Genomic DNA, 20,940 nt, shown 5'->3' with positions numbered 1-20,940 from the left:
GCGAGCACGGCGAGCGGAGCCGGCGCGCGGTCAGCGTTCGGGCGGCCCCGAGGCATCCGCCGTTCGGAGGAAGGTCAGCACGGCGAGCACCCGGCGGTGGGTGGTCTCGTCCTCGCCGAGCCCCAGCTTGGTGAACACGTTCGTCACGTGGGTCTCGACCGTCCGCTCGGCGATGAAGAGCCGGGCGCCGATGGCGCGGTTCGACATGCCCTCGGCGAGCAGCGCGAGCACCTCGCGTTCCCGGCTGGTGAGCGCCTCGAGCGGGTCGGACCGGCGACGCCGCGAGACCAGGCGGGCCACGATCGTGGGGTCGATGACGGTCTCGCCGTCGGTCAGGCGGCGGAGCGCGTCGACGAGCACCATGATGTCCGAGAGCCGGTCCTTCAGCAGGTAGCCGGTGCGTTCCGGGAACTCCTCGACGAGTCGCATCGCGTACGCGGTCTCGAGGTACTGCGAGAGCACGAGCACACCGGTGCCCGGCACGGCCGACTTCACGGCGGCCGCGGCGGCGAGCCCTTCGTCGGTCCACGTCGGCGGCATCTTGATGTCGAGCACGACGACATCCGGCCGCTCCGTCTCGACGAGTGGGACGAGGTCGGTCGCGTCCGGCCGCTCGGCGATGACGTCCACCCCGGCCTCGCGCAGGAGCCGCACGAGGCCCTCCCTCGTGAGCAACGCGTCGTCGACCACGATCACGCGCACGGGATCACCACCTCGATTCCCCGGTCGGACACCAGCATGGACCCGCCGAGCGCTCCGACGCGATCGGCCACCCCGACGAGGTCGCAGCGAGGCGGCGGCGAGGGGCGGATGGCGAGCCTCGCGTTCCCGTCGACCTCGCCGATCTCGAGGTCGACGGCCTCGGCCGTGGCATCCGTGCACTCGGCGACGCGGACCGCGACCGCGTAGGCCGCGCGCTCGACCGCGGCGGGGAGGCGGGTCGTCAGCCGGGAGTGCACCTCGAGCGGAATCCGGCTCGTCTCGGCGAGGTGCTCGAGCGCGGACTCGAGTCCGACGTCGTCGAGGACGGCGGGGAACACGCCGTGTGCGAGGGTCCGCAGCGACTCGACGACGACGTTCACGCGCTCCCGGAGCGCGGCGGCCCTGCGCTCGAGTGCGGCGTCGCCCTGCTCGGCCGCCCGCGCCTGCACGAGGCCGAGCTCGAACAGGGCGGCGAGCAGGCTCTGCTGGGCACGGTCGTGCAGGTCGCGTTCGATGTTCCGCCGCGCGGCATCCGCCGTCTCGACGATGCGCTGGCGCGACGCGCGCAGCTCGTCGAGTTCGGCGAGCACGAGCGCCCGCATGCGTTCGTTGTCGATCGCGATCCGCGCTGCGGGGCCGATCCGCGCCTCGAGTTCGGCGGTCGAGGCGACGGGAACCGTGTGCTCGAGGACGGCGATCGGCGCTCCGTCACGGCGGATCTCGGTGATCGGCGACCCGGGCTCGGGCGCCGCGGAGGCGTGCCCGGCGCCGTCGACGAAGCTCGCGGGGCGACCGGCTGGGCCGAGCGGGCCGGGCGGGCCGGGCGGGCCGGCGGGGAATCGGACGCGCAGCCCGGGGTCGCGGAGGGCGGCGCGCAGGTCGTCCTCGAGGCGTCCGGGTCGAGGCGTCCGCCGGATCTCGTCGCCGAATCGCCTGACCGCCGCGGTGCGGCGACGCATGACGATCGCGACGGCGGCGACGGTCGCACCGAACAGGACGAGCAGGGCGGCGCAGACGAGGTACGGCAGGCGAAGGGCGGGGGCGGATGCCGCTGGCGGCGCGTCCGCGCCCTGGACGGGCTGAACCGACAGCACGAGCACCACTGCGGCGAGGGCGGCGAGCGCACCGGCGGCCGTCGCGGCCGTCCTCGCGTCGATGCCGACGCCGGCGCCGCGCTGAAGCGCGGAGCGCCGAATGCCCGCCGCAACGGCCCAGGCGCACACCGCCCCCGCGCCGATCGCGTAGACCGGGAGCGCGAGCTCGAGCGCACGGGCGAGCGGTGGGACGGAGACGACCAGGAAGGAGTTCGCGCTGCAATTCGCCCAGCAGTCGGGGTCGAGCAGCGGATCGCCGACGAGGGCGGTCGCGACGACGAGCGCGGCGGCTCCGGCGAGGATCGACCAGGCGAGACGTCGCGCGACGGCCCGGAAGCGTGCGTCGGGGTCCCGAGCGCCGACGCATCCATGGGCGCCGGTGCGTCGATCGGCGTCGACGCGTCCGTCGGCGCCGGTGCGTCGATCGGCATCGACGCGTCCGTCGGCGCCGGCGATCGCGAGGGTCGCCGCCGCGAGCACCGGCACGAGCAGTGCGCCGCAGATGGCGGCCACCGATCGGACGGGTTCGGGAAGCGCCTGGTGACCCTCGACGAGCGGCGCCGTCCAGCACACGGCCGCGAAGGCGAGCAGCACTCCGGGCGCGAGGCCGGCGGCCGTGGTCAGGGCCGCCGCCGCGCCGGCGAGCAGCGCGAGTGCGGCGAGCATCGTCGCCACCGGATCCGAGGTGCCGACGGCGATCACCTCCGGAGCGGCGATGAGGTCGAGCGCGAGGATGGTGCATGCCGAGGCGACGACCCAGACGCCCCATCCGATCGCCCTCATGACGGCTCCCCGCGGTAGGTGAGCTCGACGAGCGTGCCGCTCCCGGGCGGCGACTCGACGTGAACGTCGCCGCCGACCGCGCGCACCCGGTCGGCGAGGCCGCGGAGACCCCGGCCGCGGGACGGATCGGCGCCGCCGGCACCGGCGTCGCGGATCCGGATCACCAGCGAGCCGTCGGCGTCGGCGATCTCGACCGCGGCACGATCGACGCCGGCGTGCTTCGCGCAGTTCTGCAGCGCCTCCGAGCAGGCGGCGTACATCGCCGACTCGACCTCCGGCGCGTAGCGCGTGCCGCGACCGGGCGAGAGATCGACGGTGAGCGGGCTTCGCTCGGACAGCACCCGCACCGCGGCACCGAGACCGTCGTCGAGCTCCCTCGGTCGGAGTCCCTGACCGGCCTCGACCACCTCGACGAGGGCGCCCTCGAGGATCGCGATCGTGCGCGCGAACGCGGCGGGTGCGGCGGGGTCGGCGGCGGGTGCGGCGGGGTCGACTGGCTCGTCGGCGTCGGCGTCGGCGTCGGCGTGGGCGTCGGCGTCGGCGTCGGCCGGATCGGCGTGCCCGGCGGCGTGGGCGAGCTCCGCGGCGTCGGCGGGCTCCGCGGCCCCGGCCGGCCCGGCGGCGTCGGCGCGGAGGGATCCGAGGAGGCCCTCGAGCGGTTCCTCCACCGTCGTCCGGAGGCGGGAGCGGAGCGCGCTCCGTTCCCTGTCGGCGGCCCGGGCGAGCCGTCGGCGGGCGTCCTCGACCTCGGTCACGTGGGCCGCGATCTCCGCGGTGAGGTGCTCGTGCTCGTCGATCGCGGCGGTGGCCGACCCGATCGCATCGACGAGGGTCCCCGCCGTGACGGAGGCGGCGTCGTGCTCGATGATCGCCACCGGCCGACCGCTGCGCAGGATCGGCGTGGTCGCGCGGCCCGATGCCGGACCGGCCGGGTCGAGCGGGCGTCCGTCGGCGTCGCGGAACCCGTCGGCCGTGGCATCCGCATAGGCGATTCGCACGCCGCGATCGCCGAGCGCGCGCGAGAGGCGTTCGCGCATGCTCGTGTCGGGCGTGCCGTCGAGGTCGATCACGAGGTCGGCGACCGCCGACGCGGACGGCCGGGGAAGCACTGCGCCGAGGGCGAGCGCGATCGCCGCGACCGTGATCTCGTAGGCGACGTAGAACGGCAGGGCCGTGCCCGCGGCCTCCGAGGCGTCGATCAGCGCACCGATGAGGATCAGCGCCGCGAACGCGACGAGCGCGAGGTGCGCGGTGAACGCGGCCCGGCCGCGAGAGCGGATCGATGCCGTCGACCAGGCGGCCACGGCGCCGAGCACGGTCGCGATGCCGGCGCTCGCGATCGGGTTGCTCCACGCGAACGGCACGGTCGAGATCGCGATGGCCGCACCGGCCACGATCCCCTCGAGCCGAGTGGCGGGGCGCAGCAGCGGGTAGGCGAGCAGCAGCCACGTGAGCGCGCCGCGGTGCCAGAACACGGCCGGGGCCCACGCCGTCCCGGCGTACCAGGCGAGGGCGACCGCACCCGACAGCACGGTCACCGGGACCGAGAACGGGACGGCGACGACGGCGAGCCCGACGAAGGCGAGCCCGACCGCGAGGTCGAGGACGAGCACCGGGGCGTTGCGCGGGTCCCAGGCGACCGACGCTGTCGCGAACGCGACGAGGACTCCCGCGACCGCGATCGCGGCCCGGGTGCCGCCGATGCGGGCAGCCGAGAGCGCCACGTGCTCATGATCCCACCCGGGAGTCGCCGCCGAACTCCGTGGCACCCACGATGACGGACGGACCGCTTGGGGTCCATACTCGGCACGAGGGGGTCGTGATGCTGCCGATCGATCGATTCCGGCGGCGCCCGGCGCGCGAGGGCGAGCCCACGGACGCGGGCGCCGGCGCGGGCGCCGGCGCGGGCGCTGAAGCGGTTGCCGATGCGGGCCGTACGGCCCATGCGGCAGCGCGGATGGTCGCGGCGGCGGCCGTGGCATCCGTCGCCGTTGCCCTCAGCGGCTGCGCGCAGGGTGCGGCCTCGAAGGCCGGGCCGGGTGCCGTGCCGCGCACGATCGTGATCGGCCTCGGCGACTCGGCGGGTCGGCCCGCGAGCGACGACGCCGAGCATCTCGCCGAACCCATCGAGTCGTACTCCGACGGCGCGCTCGTACCGCAGATCCGGTGGGAGGCGCACACCGAGCGCGTGGACCGCGCGAGCGGCGAGGGATACGCCGTCGTCGGCGACATGGTGCTCGATGGCTCGGTCGACCTGGCCGTGCTGCCCGACTTCGTCTGGATCGACGCCGGGGCGGAGCGGCTGTCGGCGGTGAAGGCGCCGTTCCTCCTCACCGACGAGGCGACGATGGATGCCGTCGCGACGAGCCCGCTCGGAGCGGAGATGCTCGACGAGCTGGACGATCTCGGCGTGGTCGGCCTCGCGCTCCTGCCCGAGGCGCTGCGACATCCGATCGGCTTCGACGAGCCGTTCCTCGAGGTCGACGATGTCGCGGGCGCGACGCTGCGTTCGCTCGATCCCGCGGGTCGCGAGCTCATCGAGGTGCTCGGCGGCACGGCGACGAACCTCGCGAACGAGGACCTCGCGCAGGCCGTGACCGACGGCGAGGTGCAGGGTGCGGAGTCCTCGTACGCCCAGATCGGCAGCCTGCCGAGGTCCGGTACCTTCACCGGCGACGTCGCATTCTTCGCGAAGTTCAACACCGCGGTCGCGAACCGCGGTTGGTTCGACGGGCTCGACTCCGACCTCCAGGACGCGGTCCGGCGGGCCGCGGCCGATACGACCGAGTACGTCGTCGAGTCGAACCCGACCGAGGCCGAGAGCGCGGCGGCGTTCTGCGCGGCCGCCGGCTCGATCGCGTTCGCCGGACCCGAGGCGGTGGCCGCCTTCGAGGCCGCCGCGTCGCCGATGCGGGAACGGATGGAGGCGGACCCCGTCGTGCGCGAGGCGATGGCGTCGATCGGGGACCTCGAGCGCGGCGTCGAACCGGCCAGCATGGTGGAACCGTGCGACTTCGACGCCGGTGAGGCGACGGATGCCGCGGGCGGCATGGATCCCGAGACGGCGACGTTCCCCGAGGGCACGTATCGGGCCGAGCTCGACGTCGACGACTTCCTCGCGGCGGGCGTCGATGAGGGGACCGCGCGGAACCATGCGGGAGTCTGGACACTGACGTTCGAGGACGGCGTCTTCGACGATCCGGGATGCCCGGGCAGCACCTATCTCGTCCGGGACGGCCGCGTCGAGGTCCGCCTCGGATCGGTCGGGGAGTCGTGCGGCAGCGTCGCCGGGTCGGTGCTGTTCAATGCGGCGTGGACGTTCGCGGACGGCGAGCTGCGGTTCGTCGACATCATCGGGTCGGAGGCCGACGGGCCGGCTCTCCAGCGATTCCACGAGGTGCTGTGGGGCAGTCAGCCGTGGAAGCGCGTGGAGTGACGGCGAGCTGCTGATCGCCGGCACCCGCCTCTCGTGGACAGCCGCGAGACCGCCCGCCCGAACCCGGGTGGCCGCCACGATGAGGCGGGTCCCGGCCGTGCGTACCGTCCGAGGCATCCGGACGGAAGGACCGATCATGCGAACCACGCAACTCACCCTCGTTCCCGCGGTGGCGGCGGCGGCCGTGCTCGCCGTGCTCGCCATGGGCGGCTGTGCGGCGGGGACCACGGCGGGTGCCGACTCGTCGCCGACCACGCTCACCCTTTTCCACATCGACGGCGGACCGGAACTCGACCCGGCGGTCGACTGGTACGCCGACCGGGTCGCCGAGCTCTCCGAGGGGGCGATCCTCGTCGAGGTCGAGCGCTCGTGTTGCGGCGAGGCCGTCGACCTCGAGGAGCAGCTCGTCTCGGCGGTCGCCGACGGCGAGGCCGATCTCGGCTGGGTCGGCACCCGCGTATTCGCCGAACTCGGTGTGACCGAGCTCGCCGCGATGACCGCCCCGATGCTCATCGACGACTACGCGCTCCAGCAGGAGGTCGTGTCGAGCGAAGCGGTGGCGAAGACACTGCCGGCGCTCGATCGACTCGGCGTGACCGGGGTCGCGATCCTGCCCGGTTCGCTGCGGTACCCGTTGACCTCGGAGGCGCCGATCCGGGCGCTCGCGGACTGGCAGGGACGCACCGTCGCGTCGTTCCATTCGTCGCAGTCCGCAGAGGCGCTCCGCCAGCTCGGAGCCGAGCCGCTGGACGTCGACTTCCACGCGCGCGACGAGGGCCTCTACGACGGCAGCATCACGGTGCTCGAGAACTCGGTGATCATGCTCGACAACGGCCGCGAGCAGATCGTGCCCAACGCGACCGTGAACCTCCCGCTCTGGCCACGGAGCTCGGCGCTCATCGCCGATCCGTCGCTCGCCGACCGGATCGGCACCGACGGCATGGACGTGCTCGCGCAGGCGGCCCACGACATCGTCGATCGGACCGGCGAGTACGTCGCGCTCGACGACGCGGCCATCGCGTCGGCCTGCTCCGAGGGGGCCCGCTTCAGCGAGGCATCCGCCGACGAGCTGGCGGCGATGCGCGACGCGGTCGCCGAGTCGTACGAGACGATCGCCGCCGACCCGGATGCCGCCCCGCTGCTCGAGGCGATCGAGGAGCTCAGGGACGCCCGTGGGTCGGCTGCGATGCCCGAGATCCCGGACGGGTGCACCGGCGAGGCCGCGCCCAGTGCGCAGGACGAGGCATCCGGTTCGGGCGATGTCGCCGTCTTGAACGGCGTCTTCGAGACGCCGTTGCTGACCGAGGAGCACCTGACCGACATCGGGATGCCGCCGCAGGACGCGATGAACGCGGCGGGCACCTTCCGCTTCACCTTCGATGACGGCACCTTCGCACTCGACGCCGAGGGCACCAACGGCGGGCCGGCGCACTGCGACGGCAGCTACGTCGTCGAGGGCGAGCGGGTGACCATCTCGTTCCTCCCGGGCGGCGACTGCGGCCCCGGTGGGGTCCTCATCGAGGCCGACTTCGCGGTGGATGACACGGGGCTCGTGTTCACGAACGCGGAGGCGCCCTACGCGAGCGACGCCGTGCTGTTCTCGGACTTCACCTGGACGCGGGTGTCGTAGCGCGGGGATCCCGACGGAGGCGGATCGCTTCGGCGGCCCGCCTCCACTCGTGGGCGGTTCGCGCGCAGATGACGTCGCGCTCGCGATGGTCTCTGCGGCGCGTGCGTCGAGCCCTCGTGCGAGGCTCACGCGACCGGCGGGTCGTGCGCAGCGTGACGCACGCAGCAGGCTCACGCGGCCGGCCGTCTTGCCGGCAGGGCGAAGCGCGCTCTACCACCGAGCCGCGGGATCTGTTCGGGGTCGACGTGCGGGGGTGGGATGAACCACACCTCGGTTCGGGATGCGCGAATGTCCCACCCTTCGCGGTGGATGCGGTGATGGCAGAAGGAGCAGAGCATCACTCCGTTCGCGAGGTCGGTCGGGCCGGCGTCGCGTTCCCACCATCTGATGTGGTGGGCGTCGACGTAGGCGATGTTCTGACCGCACGAGGCGCAGCCGCCGTCGCGCTCGGCGAGGGCGAGCCGTTGAGGGCGGCTGAAGAGTCGAGCGGACCGGCCGAGGTCGAGCGGGAGGCCCTCGCCGCCGAGGACCATCGGGATGAGTTCAGCGTCGGCCGACATGCGGCGGGCGGTGGTCGCCGAGATCGGTTGCTCGATGCCGTCGATGTGCGCGGCGCCGAGCCCGTCGATGAGGGCGTCGTGGTCGAGGCGCACGACGACCGTGGCCTTGGCGAGCGGAGCGAGAGTCTGCTCGCACCCGAGGCTGTGGCGCGCGATCGCGGCGAGCGCGTCGGCCTGGATCTGCGGGATCGAGCGCTGGTCGTCGATGACGGGGCCCTCGCCTGGGACGGCGCCCCGACCTGATGCCGCAGGCTCGCGACGGCGCAGCGCGTCGCGTACGAGCGCTTCGACCGCCGTCTTGATCGGTGCCGCGGTCTCGGGATCGAGCCGGGCGTGCAGGTGCACCATGCCGGCCGCGTCTTCGCGCATGGTGAGTGATCGCTCACTGCGCAGCTGCTCCTCCCGAGGTTCGATTCCGTCGCGATCGAGCCGCGCCTCGGCCTGACGTATGCCGCGCATGAGAAGGTCGAGCGGCACTCTCGTAGCGAGTTCGACCAAGCCCGCTTCGGCGGTGTCGGCGGCCGCCGGGTCGGCACGCCATCGCACGCGATCGAGCATCGAGGTGATCGCAGACGCCGCGTCGATTCCGATCCGGGTCGACTCGAGCGCCGCCGCGACACGTGGATGCCGCGACGGCATCCGCTCGCCGCCGAACGTCTGCCGCTCGGCGGTGGCGGTGCCCACCGCGATCAGCTTCGCAGCGTCGCTCCGGGATGCCCCGGTCGACGCGGCGATCAGCCGCACCGGATTGTGGAAGCCGTGCGCCCTGGCGAGGCTCACCTCGCCGCGCTCGGTGCTCGACCGCTTCGACACCTCAGCCGCGACGCGCGCGAGGAGCGCCTCGGCGTCTCGGCGAACCCGCGCGAGGGCGTCGGTCACCCGCACCAGCCCGGCATCGCTCATCTCGGCGATCTCGGCCTGGGTTGCGCCATCCGTCGCCCCTGAAGCCGGCGGCATCGCACCTTGCCACGCCGCACGCAGCGCCGCGACGTCGCGGTCGAGGGTGCTGAGCAGCGATTCCACGTCTCGATTCTGCAGCGACCCACTGACATCCGCTCGACGAGGAAAACCATCGCTGACCGGCCATATTGCCTGTGGATAGATCTCGCCGCCACCGACCCGTGGAGGACAAGTCGCTGCGAGTACGTCCGGGCCGGGACATCCGCGCGCTTTGGTTCGACGGGTGATCGATCTTCAGAACGGCACGATCGTCAAGCTGTCCAAGGCGGATGTCGCGAGCATCGAGCCGAGCGTGCCCGAGCTTTACGTGGGCGGCGAGTCGTCGATGGTCGCGGCGAAGGATATGCGCGACTTCATCATGTTCACGAACGAGCGGATCATCGCCCTGAACGTCCAGGGCATGACCGGAACGAAGCGCGACACCACGTCGCTGCCCTACTCGAAGATCCAGGCGTTCTCGATCGAGACCGCGGGCGGCTTCGACGGCGACGCGGAACTCGAGATCTGGCTGAGCGGGCTCGGTCGCGTCCGGCTGAAGTTCGCCGGCACTTCGACGCCGGCTACCTCGCGAAGCTCATCGGGTGGGCGGTGCTGTAGGCGCGGGGCTCCATCGGGAGAGCGCGCGACCGGGGTTGCATGCGGCCCCCGAAATGGGGTGACCACTGCGCCACACTCGCCGCCGAGTGATCGCCCGCACGAAACATGACCTCGCTACGCTCGGCCTTCGTGACGCTCGCTCAAAACGGCCCCGCCCAGCCCGCTCCGTTCCTGGTCTCGATCGGAAACATCCACGCGACGCCGCATCATGTCGTGACCCCGGCGGGAACCTGGCCGATCGCCGAGGTCAACGTCTCGACGACCGACCAGACCGCGACGACGACCCACACGCCCACCTGGGCGATCGTCATGGTGATCATCTTCATCTGGTTCTTCCTGCTGAGCCTCCTGTTCCTGCTCGCGCGCGAGACCCGAGTGCAGGGCTACATCACCGTGACGATCTACGGCGAGGGCCGGTCGTACGTCGAGAACGTGCCCGTGTGGAATGCCGTGCAGCGAGCGGATGTATTCAACCGGGCGGCGTATCTCCAATCCCTGATCGGCCAGGAGCGATTCCGGCTGGGGCGCTGAGAAACGGGCGCCGCGGCTGAGATGTCCACAGGTTTGCAGAGTCTGGAGCCTCGCTGAACTCATCCGCGGATAGAGATTCTGCGGCAGGAGATACCCGTCCGTCTGCCTGACCCGAAACCCGTCCGTTTGTCGAACAGGCGGCTTGTACCGCCTCGAACTCACGGATTCGGGCGGAGGCTTCCCTCGAAGTGAGGTTCGCGCGTCCGAGCGAGGTTGCGATCCTGCCTCAGGCGCAGAAACCCTACTTGCAGCGAGCGGGGGAGCGGGGCGGTCGAGGTGTAGTCCTCCACTTGTCAGCCGGCGAGCATCGCGCTGATCGCCTCCGACACGAGCGGGAGGGCTGCCCAGCCGGCGAGCCCCAGCCCCGCGACCAGCCCGAACGCCCACCCGACCCGCCGACGGCTCGCCCGATCGACGTCGACCCGAAGCCGCTCGAACGCGCCATGGTCGACGACCTCGGCCTCCGGCATCCGCTGCCAGGCCGACGGCTGCGCCGCGACGACGGCGAGCCGCTCCACCTGCTCCGGCGCCAGCGCAGCGCGCCGTCGCCGCAGCCAGCGCACCAACTCCACCTCGCGCAGCACGACGACGTCGGCGGGACGCTCGCGCACCGTCATCCGCTTCGCCCCCACGATCGCGATGGTCGGTGTGACCTCGACAGGCGCGCCCGCCGCCGCCGACAGCAGCTTCGACGTGCGCTTCGCCTCGTGCGCAGCGTTGCGGAGGTGGTCGGTGCGCTGGCCGCTCACGAGGATGCGCTTCGCGGCGACCCACACGTGCTGCCCGCGGTGGTGCTTCGTGTTGATCGTGAATACGCCCGCCGGCCCGATCACCACGTGGTCGAGGTCGCTCGACCCGGTACCGATCGGTACCGAGTGCAGCACGAACCACCCCCGGCCGAGCGCGTCGAGGCGGCGCGCGACCTCGAGCTCGCCGAGTGCTCCGAGGTACCAGGGCTCGGCGTCGTGTCCGAGCGGTGAGACCCCGAAGAACCGCTGCACGGCGGTGTTCGGCGGCACGCTCGCCTGCACGCGCAGGCATTCGGCGATGACGGATGCCGCGGGGCGGCGATTCGCGAGGGATGGTGTCGCGACGTGCTCGGTGCTCATGGGGTCCTCGCGGCGGTAGGGTCGCTCGATCCTGACAGTTGTGCCGGGGTGCGGGGGAGTCCCCGAATGCGGGGTGGACTGCGTGCCCGTCCGTTTGTCTGATACGAACCCGCCCGTTTGTCTGATTGGCGGCCCGTCGTCCTGGAAGTCACGGATTCGCAGCCTCAAAGTCACGGATTCGCAGTCTCGAACTCACGGATTCGCAGGGCGGGCTCCCTCGAAGTGAGGTTTGCGCGTGCGAGTGAGGTTTCGGTCCTGCCTCAGGCGCAGAAACCTCACTTGGAGCGGGGCGGGGTGGTGACTGGCCGGGCGGATGCCGCGAAACCCGCCATTGACCCCACCCCCACACCACCGCTATCGTCGCAAGGCTGCGCACCCGCGCAGCATCCCGGAGACCTGCACGAGGAAGGACGAGCCGCCGTGTATCTGCAGCACACGAATCGCCAGTCCTTCGTCGAGCCCGCGAAGGCTCGCCAAGCGAGCACGCTTCGCGAACTCGAGCAGGTGCTCGAACCGGCACGCTGACGCCGCCGCGGCCCGATGGCCGCGAGAATCGCGTCACCCCGTGCCATCCGAGGCCCGGGGTCTTCTTCTGTCTGCGCGCGCGACGGGAGCCCTCGGGCTCCGCGACCAGAAAAACGCAACGCAACCAGACAGGAAAGGACCATGGAGAAGCTCTCCGCACGGCTCGTCTCGTGGGCGAGCCTGATCGACGAGAAGACCGTCGAGCAGGCCCGCACGTCGTCGACGATGCCGTTCATCTACCCGCACCTCGCGCTGATGCCCGACGCGCACCTGGGCCTCGGCGCCACGGTGGGGTCGGTCATCCCGACGCTCGGCGCGATCATGCCGGCCGCGGTCGGGGTCGACATCGGCTGCGGAATGATCGCCGTGAAGACGCAGTTCGCACGACACGATCTGCCCGAGAACCGGAGGGAGGTCCGGGAGCAGATCGAGCGCGCCATCCCGCTGTCGGCCGGTCACGCGAACCGCAAGGTCGTCGCGACCGCCGAGCCGCGGATCGCCGAGCTCGAGGCCCTCGCCGAGGCGAAGGGGTTCGACCCGGCCCGCTACCGGGGCGACTGGCGGCTGCAGCTGGGCTCGCTCGGCAGCGGCAACCACTTCATCGAGGTCTCGCTCGACGAGACGGATGCCGTGTGGCTGTTCCTGCACTCCGGAAGCCGGGGCGTGGGCAACAAGATCGCGCAGCACCACATCCGGGTCGCGCAGGAGCTCTGCCGGAAGTGGTGGATCGACCTGCCCGACAAGGACCTCGCGTACCTCGTCGAGGGCACGCCGGAGTTCACGCGGCACATCGCGGAGCTGCGGTGGGCGCAGCACTTCGCGCTGCTGAACCGTGAGGAGATGATGGACCGGGTCATCCGGCAGGTCTCGGAGTGGGTCGGCGCGCCGGTGGAGGAGCGGGAGCGGATCAACTGCCACCACAACTTCACCGAGAGCGAGGAGCACTTCGGCAAGCGGGTGTGGGTGTCGCGGAAGGGTGCGATCCAGGCCGATGCGGGCCGGCCGGGCCTGATTCCGGGTTCGATGGGCACAGCGTCGTACGTGGTCGAGGGCCTGGGTGATCGGATGTCGCTGAACTCCTCGCCGCACGGCGCGGGCCGCACGTACTCGCGGTCCGCCGCCCGGCGCACGTTCACGCAGGATCAGCTGCGGGAGGCGATGGCCGGCATCGAGTTCCGCGACACCGACGCGTTCATCGACGAGATCCCGGCGGCCTACAAGCCGATCGACCGGGTGATGGCGGATGCCGCATCGCTCGTGCGGGTCCGGCACACGCTGCGGCAGGTGGTCAACGTGAAGGGGGACTGACGGGTCGCTCGCCTGGTTGAGGGGGTGACGGATGCCGCGGCTCGCGCCCGCCCGGAGACGGGCGGGCGCGGGTCGCGGCGTACGACCGGCGCTCGCTGGTGATTGCCACAGCGGGCCGCATCGAGGCGATCGAAATCAGACAGACCAGATCGCCCGACTGAGGTGCCTGGTCTCCGGGTCACCGCGCGGCCGCATCGAGCACAGCCCATCTGAAGGTCGACTTGACAGATGTGGAATCACGTGTATAATTTGGGACCCGATTGCGCTGCGGTATCTGATGCCGCCCTCCCACCTGCATTCGTCCAGGTCTCTCGTCATCGCGATCGACGGTGACTCCCCCTGCAAATCCATGCCCGTTGGTCGCTTTCGACCGGCGGGTTCTCACTCGTGAAGGAGGCTCATTTTGCGACGAACCCGACATTGGCGCGATGAAGAATCTCGGGCCGTACCGGAATCCAACGAGGCTTGGGTGTTCGGCGTCCGGCCCCTCAGATGGCACCGCCGGAAGGACTGCGCAGTGCTCGAGCGCGAAGCGAGCGAGGCCCAGCAGCCCATCGTCCGCGGCCATGGCGGCTCTGCCTGCGGCCTCTGCCTGCCGCCTCAGACCAACGGCCGCCGCGACCGCTGGGCGTAATCGAGCGCGAGCACACCGCAGATCCGATGAGAAGGGTGAAGATGCCAGCTGAAGAACGCACGAACACAAACGACACCGCGTACCGATTCGACGAGGTTGTCTCGGAGCTGCTTGAGGAGGGAGGCGTCGCCAGAGTAATGATGATCTCCATCCGGCTTCCCTTGCGAACCCTTCGCGCTGACTTCCGCACGCCGACCATGGGGATTTCCACCCCGCTCGCGTCCGCGTGTGAGGTGATTCGCAACCTGAACGCCCGTGGCGCCGGCTTCGTAGAGGTTCCGATCGCGTTGAACGATCATCCAGAGACGGTTGATCTGCTCTGCTCGATATTCGGACTGACCGGAGGCATCAGTCGACGATTCCTGGTCGGCGACGCGCTCAGCGAGTTGATCAAATGTGTCACCTCCACGAAGGCTGAACTCTCAACCTACGAATCGCGCGCTGAGTTCCTCTTCCAGGTTCGACCGGCGATTGAGCTGCATCCCGAAGCCGAGTTCACGGTCGAAGTCGCCTGATTGGATCTTTGCCAGGGTTCGTCCGTTGACGGCTTTGCCGCGTCGATTGAAGGGGCCGGGCCAGCGCGGGAGCGCAACGCATCGCGGGCTACTCGTCCTCGTCTCGACCGTCGGGAGCTGGGTCGAATTCGGCGTCAAACGATTGCGCCTCACTGCCTTCGAGCGCGGCCTGCAGATCGATCGCGTGCCTGCCGACAAAGCGAATGCGTTGACGCTCTCCCGCCAACGTGACTTCGACGGGCACGCTGCCGCTGTCGCCGACGCCCTGGGTCAGTAGGTCATCGCGCACTTCCTCCAATGGGGTGGTGCGGGCGTGCCGGTATTTCGCTGCGCAGATCGGGCAGAGGGCGAGACGATTCTCGTGAAGATCGCGCTGCGCGTCGGCCACGAATTGGACCGCCTCGAAGTAGTAGGCATCATCTAGCTTGAACGGCAGCTCTCGATCGCAGATCTGGCAAACCATAATGCCGTCGTCGTTGGTGTACAAGGCTGTCAGGTAGCTCTTGGATGTGCTGCGGTATCCAGGTTCCTGGATCCGGACGCTTCGCTGCCTCATCTCATGCTGTCTTGCCGGGGCGTCGGCCGCTTGCTCCCGGACGCGCTGAGCGCGACGTTCGGGAGCTGACGATGATGCCTCGGGCAGTTCGGGTCCTGCGCGGCTGCTGAGCCAGGCCTCGAACGCCTCGGGATCTTCTGCGATGACACGCGCGACTTCGCGAGCCTGCTCAGCCGAGTCAAATCCGAGCCTTGCCGCGCGCTCCTCGTCACCGCGCCTGGCAGCAGCTGCCTGCGACGCGGCCTGCCCGAAGTTGGCTGCCAGGAGAAGGGGTGCGTTGGATGGAAGAACAAGTCCCTCCGCGAGATCCGCCTCGGTAGCGTCGTGAGGCAGACGCAGGTTGCCGTCACGGTCCAGGATCCAGGGTTTGCTGCGCAGGGACTGCACAAGCCGGGAATCGACCCGATGCACCTGACTCGAAGCGTTGGCGCGGTACACGGCCAATGCTGTCGTTCCTTCCGCCTGCGTCACGAGTGTCCACAGCATGCGCAGCAGTATCTCGTCGTTCGTCTTTACGATCGCGTCGAAGTGCGGCAGGTCCCAGTCACGAGAGACGAGGTTCTGGTTCTCGCGCGAGCTCCAACGCCATCCGCGGTCGAAGAGAGGGTTGTCCCATATCCTGATCTGCTCGATCTCGAGCTCGACCAGAGCCCCGAGACGTGTGGCGAGCCTGGCGACGTCCACATCGGACTCAAGATAAATCGAGGCCAACGGGAACATCTTCGTCCCGCTGAAGTCCGCAGACTCGTAGAGCGCGCGCAATCCGGTCGATTCGAACGGCTCGTCGAGGTAGACCTCCGAGGCCGAGGCCCACCTCAGCCCGGAAGGGCCCTCGGCCAGGAAAATCGCTCGCCTTGCATAGACACGCTCGGACACGGTGTTCTCCGTTATGAGGTGAGCCAAGGTCGCCAGGTCTGCCACATGTGACCCGCTCAGAGTTGGGGTGAGGTTTGCGTAATCCCGCAGCCGGGCGTCGAGCTGAGCTGAGATATCCCAGGGACGCACACCTGAGACCTCGTAGAACTGCCGAAGGGCGCCCGCTTCGGCTCGCGCTGCCCTACTTTCGGAGTCGCCCTCCGGAGCATCGAACGCTACGAGGGAGTCCAAGACCAGTCCGTCGCCCCGAAGGCCGTCCGTAGTGGGCAGGAACGCTTCGCGACCCCGGACGTGCGCGACATCGTCCCCTGCCCGCACGCGCACGATCGCGATCGAGGCGAGACTTTCGGTGAAGTCGTCTGCATACATGTAGTGGCGGTAGTCAGTCTGTAGGAAGGGATTCCTACGACCTTGCTGAGTCAGCCGGCCAAGCGCGGCGTAGAAGCCTCTGAGCTTCTCATCGGGGCAATCTGCGAGCCACTGGAGCCAGCTGCGATGTGACTCAAGCTCAGATGCGTCGACGTAGTCCTCCGCCGCCTCTCCCCAATCGTTCACATCGTCCGCGACCGCAGCGAGATGTTGGAAGAGCTCGCCCAGTTCTTCAGACCCGAAGCCGATGGACTTGAGTGATGTGAGGAATGCGCCTGGGCGTCCATCTCGATCTGGGAGCCATCCTGCCGCCGCGTCGATGTCACCAGCCTCACAAAGCTGTCGGAAGAAGTCGATGTCGGCAGGTGCGAGCGCCGCCCGAAGGGGGCTCTCTGATCGGATCAGCTTGCGAGACTCGGCGTACCCACCACCTTGGACCGGGGCAAGCGATTTGGACGCGAAGGTAGAGATGATTCGTTCACGAAAGAGTTCATACCGGCCGGGGAGCTCGTCCATGTTGTTCGGCAGGACAGCCAGGAGTCCATCGGACACGAGCCCTGCGTCACGCATCTTGGGCAGCGACTCGCAGACCACGTCAGCGATCCCGGCGATGAGGACGTCGTTTCCTTCATCGTCGCGCACGCTATCGCGGGCAACCGTCGAGGCGAACGGGGCGTGGATATGGAACTTGAGTGACGAGGTCTCCCGCACCGCTGGGAAGTAGATGAAGACCTGTCCTTCGACTGGTCGGACCTCGTAGTGGTCGACGGATTCCAGCGGTGCCGCAGTCGTTGCCGATCCGTTCGACCCGGTGGCGCGTGCGAGAGCAAACGCTGCCGCGACAGGATAGGTGTCACCCCCGACCTTCGCTGTCCCCGTAACGCGATACCAGTAGCTCGGCTCCGTCGACTCATGCACGCTGTCAATCTCAACGATTCCCCCGGCCGCGGTTCTTCGCTCGAGCAGGCGCTCCTCACGGTCCGGGAAAGTGCAGAGGATGAGGCGAATGTTGTTGAGGAATAGCAAAGTTGAACGAGAGATCTCACAGAGCGCGCGGTCTACTTCTGCATACGCCTGTGATTGAAGCTTATCGGGGCGATCAAAGGGGAACCAGAACGTGGTCATTCCGTCGATCTGTTCGAACCGCTTGATGGGTGTTGGCACGAACAGATCGCGAATCGTGAACGAGTGCTCGCCCGACTGAATATGCGGCGACTGCGTATAGGCGAAAACGGCCTTGAACCCGACGCCGAACTTACCGATCTTTGTCGTATCATCCGACTTTGTCGACTGGCCGATGCCGGTGATCGATTCGATGTCTCGGAGGTCGAAAGGGCGCTTGCCGTCGTGTTCGAACCGCAACCCATCCGGACGGAGTTCGAACATGACCTCCTCGGCGCCGGCGTCTTCGGCGTTCTGGAGCAGCTCGTAGATGAAGTGCGCGTTATCGGGGTAGAGGTCGGCCAGGAGCTTGCGAAGCCCCTCCTCGAACCCATTCTCCCGGGCAGCCTCGACGTACGCTCTGCGCTTCTCAGTGAGTACATCCAGCGTATTCATGGGGATACAACCTCCAGGATGACGTTCGCCAACAACTTTGTTGTCAGATCGGCGCGGCCGAGTGTCTGCTCCTGTGCCGAGATGAGTCGGTCAAAGGCTGCCTCGGCTCCGCGGATCTCGCCCTCCTTCATCATCCTGATCTCCTGGTGACTCGCGGCGTCGAGTTGTCGGCGGATCGCTCCCACCCGCCGCATTCGTTGCGCTCGGAGTGCGGCCAGTCGTCGTTCCGCGGCAGCGGTCTGGTGTTCGCGATAATGCTGACGCTCAGTCGACCAGAGAGAAGCATGGCGCAGGTCGATCGCGCTGCGGCCCCTATCGTCGGTAGGCCGGTTCACGCCGTCAGTAGACGCAGAAAGGAGCGCGGCCGCGTGCTGGTCGAGGACGGGGTCTTCCGCGACCAAGCGGAAGGTCCGGGCATTTCTGCTGCCGAGCCGCATCCACGAGTAGATCCCGAGCTGGTAAGAGCCTGGTGCAACGAGGTCGGATGCAACCCGCAGGGAAGCACTGACCGATTCGGTCTGAAAGCTCCTCATCGCGGCGAGTTGCACGAGCGGATGCGTCGGGCCCAGGAGTTCGATGTCGGCGTCGTCCTCGGCCAGATCTGGATCGGTTGTCAGCTGGAGGACAAGCTTCTCTCTTCGCAACCTTCGCCTGAGTCGATAGGCATCGACGCTGACTTCATCGAGATCGGTCGCGATCTGCCTCGCGGTATCAGGGCTAAGTGGGACACGTGCGACACGCCCTGGTCTCAATGCGATCGATCGACCGGGTTGAAGCGACTCGAAGTAGCGGCGAACAAGTGCCGCGATCTTCTCGTCACTCAGCCACTCACTGGATGCTTCGGCCACGTGCTTTTCGAACCCGCGCCCGGTGTATCCAAGAAGGTCGGCCTGCTCATCCTCGAGACGCTGTTCTTCGGCAACTCGCGCGATTTCGTTGTCTGCGAGTTGTCGTAGCGCCGCGGCACGCTCGCCGGCCGTGAGCTGCAGATTGGTGGCGATATCCACGATCTCGGCCGTCAGCTCACCGAGAATCTGTTCGCTCCCACCTATCGCGTGGTTGAATACGCCAATCCGCGAGAGGCATCGATCGTAAATCTCCGCCTCGATCGTGCCCCGCGTCAGGATGTTGATGATGGCGACAGTTTCACTCTTCTGGCCGCGTCTGTCGATGCGACCGATCCGTTGTTCGATCCGCATCGGATTCCATGGAATGTCGTAGTTCACCAGGGTATTGCAGAACTGGTAGTCCAGTCCCTCGGTTCCGACCTCGGAAGTGAGCATCACGTCCAGCGCATCGGCGTCTGAGCGGTCGAGTTTGAAACGTCGTCTTATGGACCTCCTTTCCTCATCGGGTGTTCCGCCGTGCATGACGCCGACGCGGAGTCCCCAGAGCCTGCAGCAGGCCTCAAGGTAGGAAATCGTGTGTCGAAACGTGCTGAATACGAGCACCTTGTTGTTCGGCTCCGAGGACTTGTCAGTAAGTACTCGTCTGAGTAGGTCAGCTTTCGGGTCGGGTCCGCCGACGAGCTCCGTCGCAAGCTCCTGAATCCGAAGTACGTCGTTTCTGAACTCAGCTATCTGGTCAGGATGAAGGGAATATCCCTCGTCCTCGGCAGACATCTCTGAGTCACGCAACCGATTCTCGAAGAGGTCTTCTATGAGCGGTGCGAGACCGGAAATGGAGCTCGCGGCTTGGCGATACAGGGTAGAGAGGAGGAATTTGGTCGGTATCTGCGGCGTTCGGGCAGCGGCGATGCGTTCGCCCAATCTCAGTACCGCGACATAGACGGCCGCCTGTTGCTCGGTGAAGTCGACGATTGGTGCAGAGGGTTTCCTAGTTGTGAATTCACCGATGTCTCGGCGCCGAGTCCGCGTGACAATCTCTGAGAAGGTGTTCATCTGCTCAATCAGGCGAATGGCCTCAACGCGTGCGTGATGGTCCGGACTTGGCGCGCAGAGGAGACTACGTAATTCGGCTGTTCGAGGGTCGTCGGCGAGGACATCGGACCCCCACTGCGTGGCAAGCGCACGACGTACCTGGGTATCCGCCTTCGAGCGCCAGTCGGGGCCGGCTTGGCGTGCAGCTTCGGCGGCGTTGTAGAGATGCTCGTTGGGTTCGAGCATGACGAGAAAGTCGTCGCGGTCGAGCACGAGGTCGTCCCGAAGCAGATTGACGAGGGTGAATAAGTCCTGGCTATGCGTCTGAATCGGTGTCGCTGACAGCATCACTACCGCTTCGGCGCCGTCGACGAATCTTTGAACACATTGATACGCCTTCGTGTCGCGATTGCGGATGTGATGGGCTTCGTCGACGATGACCAGGTCGAAGCTCAGCTCGCCCGCCAGGTCGTTGAGGGACGCGTTGCGTGACTTTCCGCTCTTTCGGTGACCGGTTAGGAGCGCTTCGTCGAGCAATGAGTACGAAACGATTGCCTTCCGGTATCTACTCGGCCAGAGACCTTCGCGAGCGGTCTCCTCCAGACACCATCGAAGGGTCCTGCTGTCGAGATGGGCGAAGTCCTCGTCGAACCGCTTGAGCTCGTTTCGCCATTTCTCATCAACGACGAGTGCCCGCGGGCAAATCACGAGCACAGAGTCCGCGCGTCTCCGCGCTTCGAGTTCCTTGATGATGAGACAAGCCTCGATCGTCTTGCCCACGCCGACATCGTCGGCGACGAGTATGCGCGGTCTGTCCGCCTGAACGAGCTTGAGGACCGGTCGATATTGGTACGGCTCGAAGTCGACCCGGCCGGCATTTCGGGAACGGAGGTAGTCGGAGTCCGGGTCCAGCAGCAGTGCAGCCGTGAGCGCGGCATGTAGTTCACTGGCGGTGACAAAGCGCTCTTCATCCCGGCCAGTGATCTCCTCGAGCTGCTCTGCGAAGTAGTGGTGAGCAGTCCCGTCGTGGAACACCGTGTACCGCAGCTGCTCGCCGATCTCGTCTACGCCGATGACGACGCCACTGATTTCGCGCCGAGCGACCAAGCTCACCACGCTCCCCACGGAGAGCGGTCGATCCGCAGATGAGGTCATGGTTGACACCCCCCAATCAGCGAGTCCGTGACTACGCCTGAGCAGTCCGACTCGCGAAAGACATCCAAGCCAAACCTAGCCGTGAGTGCTCGTCGACGAGGGTGCGGACAGCGAGCTCGCAATCGTGGAATCCGCCGCCGCAATGCTCGGCCCCGATTTGGAT

Annotated in this window: 13 protein-coding genes; 6 read left to right on the top strand and 7 right to left on the bottom strand. The window is 68.2% G+C overall.

What is annotated here, in order from left to right:
* Positions 1-30 precede the first annotated feature (30 nt).
* From GLX25_RS17765 to GLX25_RS18635, 3 genes are read right to left on the bottom strand one after another with little or no spacing between them, the layout of a single operon-like run.
* Positions 31-702 (bottom strand): response regulator transcription factor, encoded by a 672-nt coding sequence (locus tag GLX25_RS17765; protein ID WP_166548995.1) that lies wholly within the window; start codon positions 700-702, stop codon positions 31-33.
* A complete protein-coding gene (locus GLX25_RS17760; RefSeq protein WP_155843977.1) occupies positions 693-2,579 on the bottom strand; it encodes a histidine kinase in 1,887 nt (628 codons plus the stop codon). Before GLX25_RS17760 ends, GLX25_RS17765 begins: the two co-directional genes overlap by 10 nt.
* Positions 2,576-4,303 carry a sensor histidine kinase gene (locus tag GLX25_RS18635; protein WP_155843976.1) on the bottom strand — a complete coding sequence of 576 codons (1,728 nt, stop codon included), beginning with the start codon at positions 4,301-4,303 and terminating at the stop codon, positions 2,576-2,578. Before GLX25_RS18635 ends, GLX25_RS17760 begins: the two co-directional genes overlap by 4 nt.
* Before the next feature lie 98 nt (positions 4,304-4,401).
* Between GLX25_RS18635 and GLX25_RS17750 the strand changes: the two genes are divergently transcribed.
* Positions 4,402-6,015: a type 2 periplasmic-binding domain-containing protein gene (locus GLX25_RS17750; protein WP_166548994.1), complete on the top strand. Its 1,614-nt coding sequence runs from the start codon at positions 4,402-4,404 to the stop codon at positions 6,013-6,015.
* A gap of 136 nt (positions 6,016-6,151) precedes the next feature.
* Positions 6,152-7,645 carry a TRAP transporter substrate-binding protein gene (locus GLX25_RS17745; protein WP_166548993.1) on the top strand — a complete coding sequence of 498 codons (1,494 nt, stop codon included), beginning with the start codon at positions 6,152-6,154 and terminating at the stop codon, positions 7,643-7,645.
* Positions 7,646-7,815: 170 nt separating this feature from the next.
* On the opposite strand, the gene GLX25_RS17740 is transcribed toward GLX25_RS17745, so the two are convergent.
* Positions 7,816-9,228 carry an HNH endonuclease signature motif containing protein gene (locus tag GLX25_RS17740; RefSeq protein WP_271192533.1) on the bottom strand — a complete coding sequence of 471 codons (1,413 nt, stop codon included), beginning with the start codon at positions 9,226-9,228 and terminating at the stop codon, positions 7,816-7,818.
* Between the two features lie 160 nt (positions 9,229-9,388).
* Here GLX25_RS17740 and GLX25_RS17735 point away from each other — a divergent pair, with 160 nt between their 5' ends.
* Together GLX25_RS17735 and GLX25_RS17730 are read left to right on the top strand one after the other, a co-directional pair.
* On the top strand, positions 9,389-9,871 hold the full coding sequence (locus tag GLX25_RS17735; RefSeq protein ID WP_166548992.1) for a PH domain-containing protein: 483 nt from the start codon (positions 9,389-9,391) through the stop codon (positions 9,869-9,871).
* Between the two features lie 20 nt (positions 9,872-9,891).
* Positions 9,892-10,293, top strand: a complete 402-nt coding sequence (locus GLX25_RS17730) for a hypothetical protein (protein WP_155843972.1) — start codon at positions 9,892-9,894, stop codon at positions 10,291-10,293.
* A 293-nt stretch (positions 10,294-10,586) separates the two neighbouring features.
* Here GLX25_RS17730 and GLX25_RS17725 read toward each other — a convergent pair whose 3' ends face one another.
* Positions 10,587-11,402, bottom strand: coding sequence for a nuclease-related domain-containing protein (locus GLX25_RS17725; protein WP_155843971.1), 816 nt, complete (start codon positions 11,400-11,402; stop codon positions 10,587-10,589).
* A gap of 666 nt (positions 11,403-12,068) precedes the next feature.
* On the opposite strand from GLX25_RS17725, the gene GLX25_RS17720 reads away from it, so the two are divergent.
* Positions 12,069-13,235, top strand: a complete 1,167-nt coding sequence (locus GLX25_RS17720; RefSeq protein ID WP_155843970.1) for an RtcB family protein — start codon at positions 12,069-12,071, stop codon at positions 13,233-13,235.
* Positions 13,236-13,910: 675 nt separating this feature from the next.
* Entirely contained in the window at positions 13,911-14,384 is a 474-nt protein-coding gene (locus tag GLX25_RS17715; protein ID WP_155843969.1) for a hypothetical protein, read from the top strand.
* A gap of 88 nt (positions 14,385-14,472) precedes the next feature.
* Here GLX25_RS17715 and GLX25_RS17710 read toward each other — a convergent pair whose 3' ends face one another.
* Entirely contained in the window at positions 14,473-17,742 is a 3,270-nt protein-coding gene (locus GLX25_RS17710) for a sacsin N-terminal ATP-binding-like domain-containing protein (RefSeq protein ID WP_155843968.1), read from the bottom strand.
* Positions 17,739-20,777: a DEAD/DEAH box helicase gene (locus GLX25_RS17705; protein ID WP_240898475.1), complete on the bottom strand. Its 3,039-nt coding sequence runs from the start codon at positions 20,775-20,777 to the stop codon at positions 17,739-17,741. The genes GLX25_RS17710 and GLX25_RS17705 overlap by 4 nt, the downstream gene beginning before the upstream one ends.
* Positions 20,778-20,940: the final 163 nt, after the last annotated feature.

The sequence above is a fragment of the Agromyces luteolus genome (assembly GCF_009729855.1).
Lineage (GTDB): Bacteria > Actinomycetota > Actinomycetes > Actinomycetales > Microbacteriaceae > Agromyces > Agromyces luteolus.
Note: the sequence above shows the minus strand (reverse complement) of the source record. Positions and strands in the feature narration are given on the sequence as shown.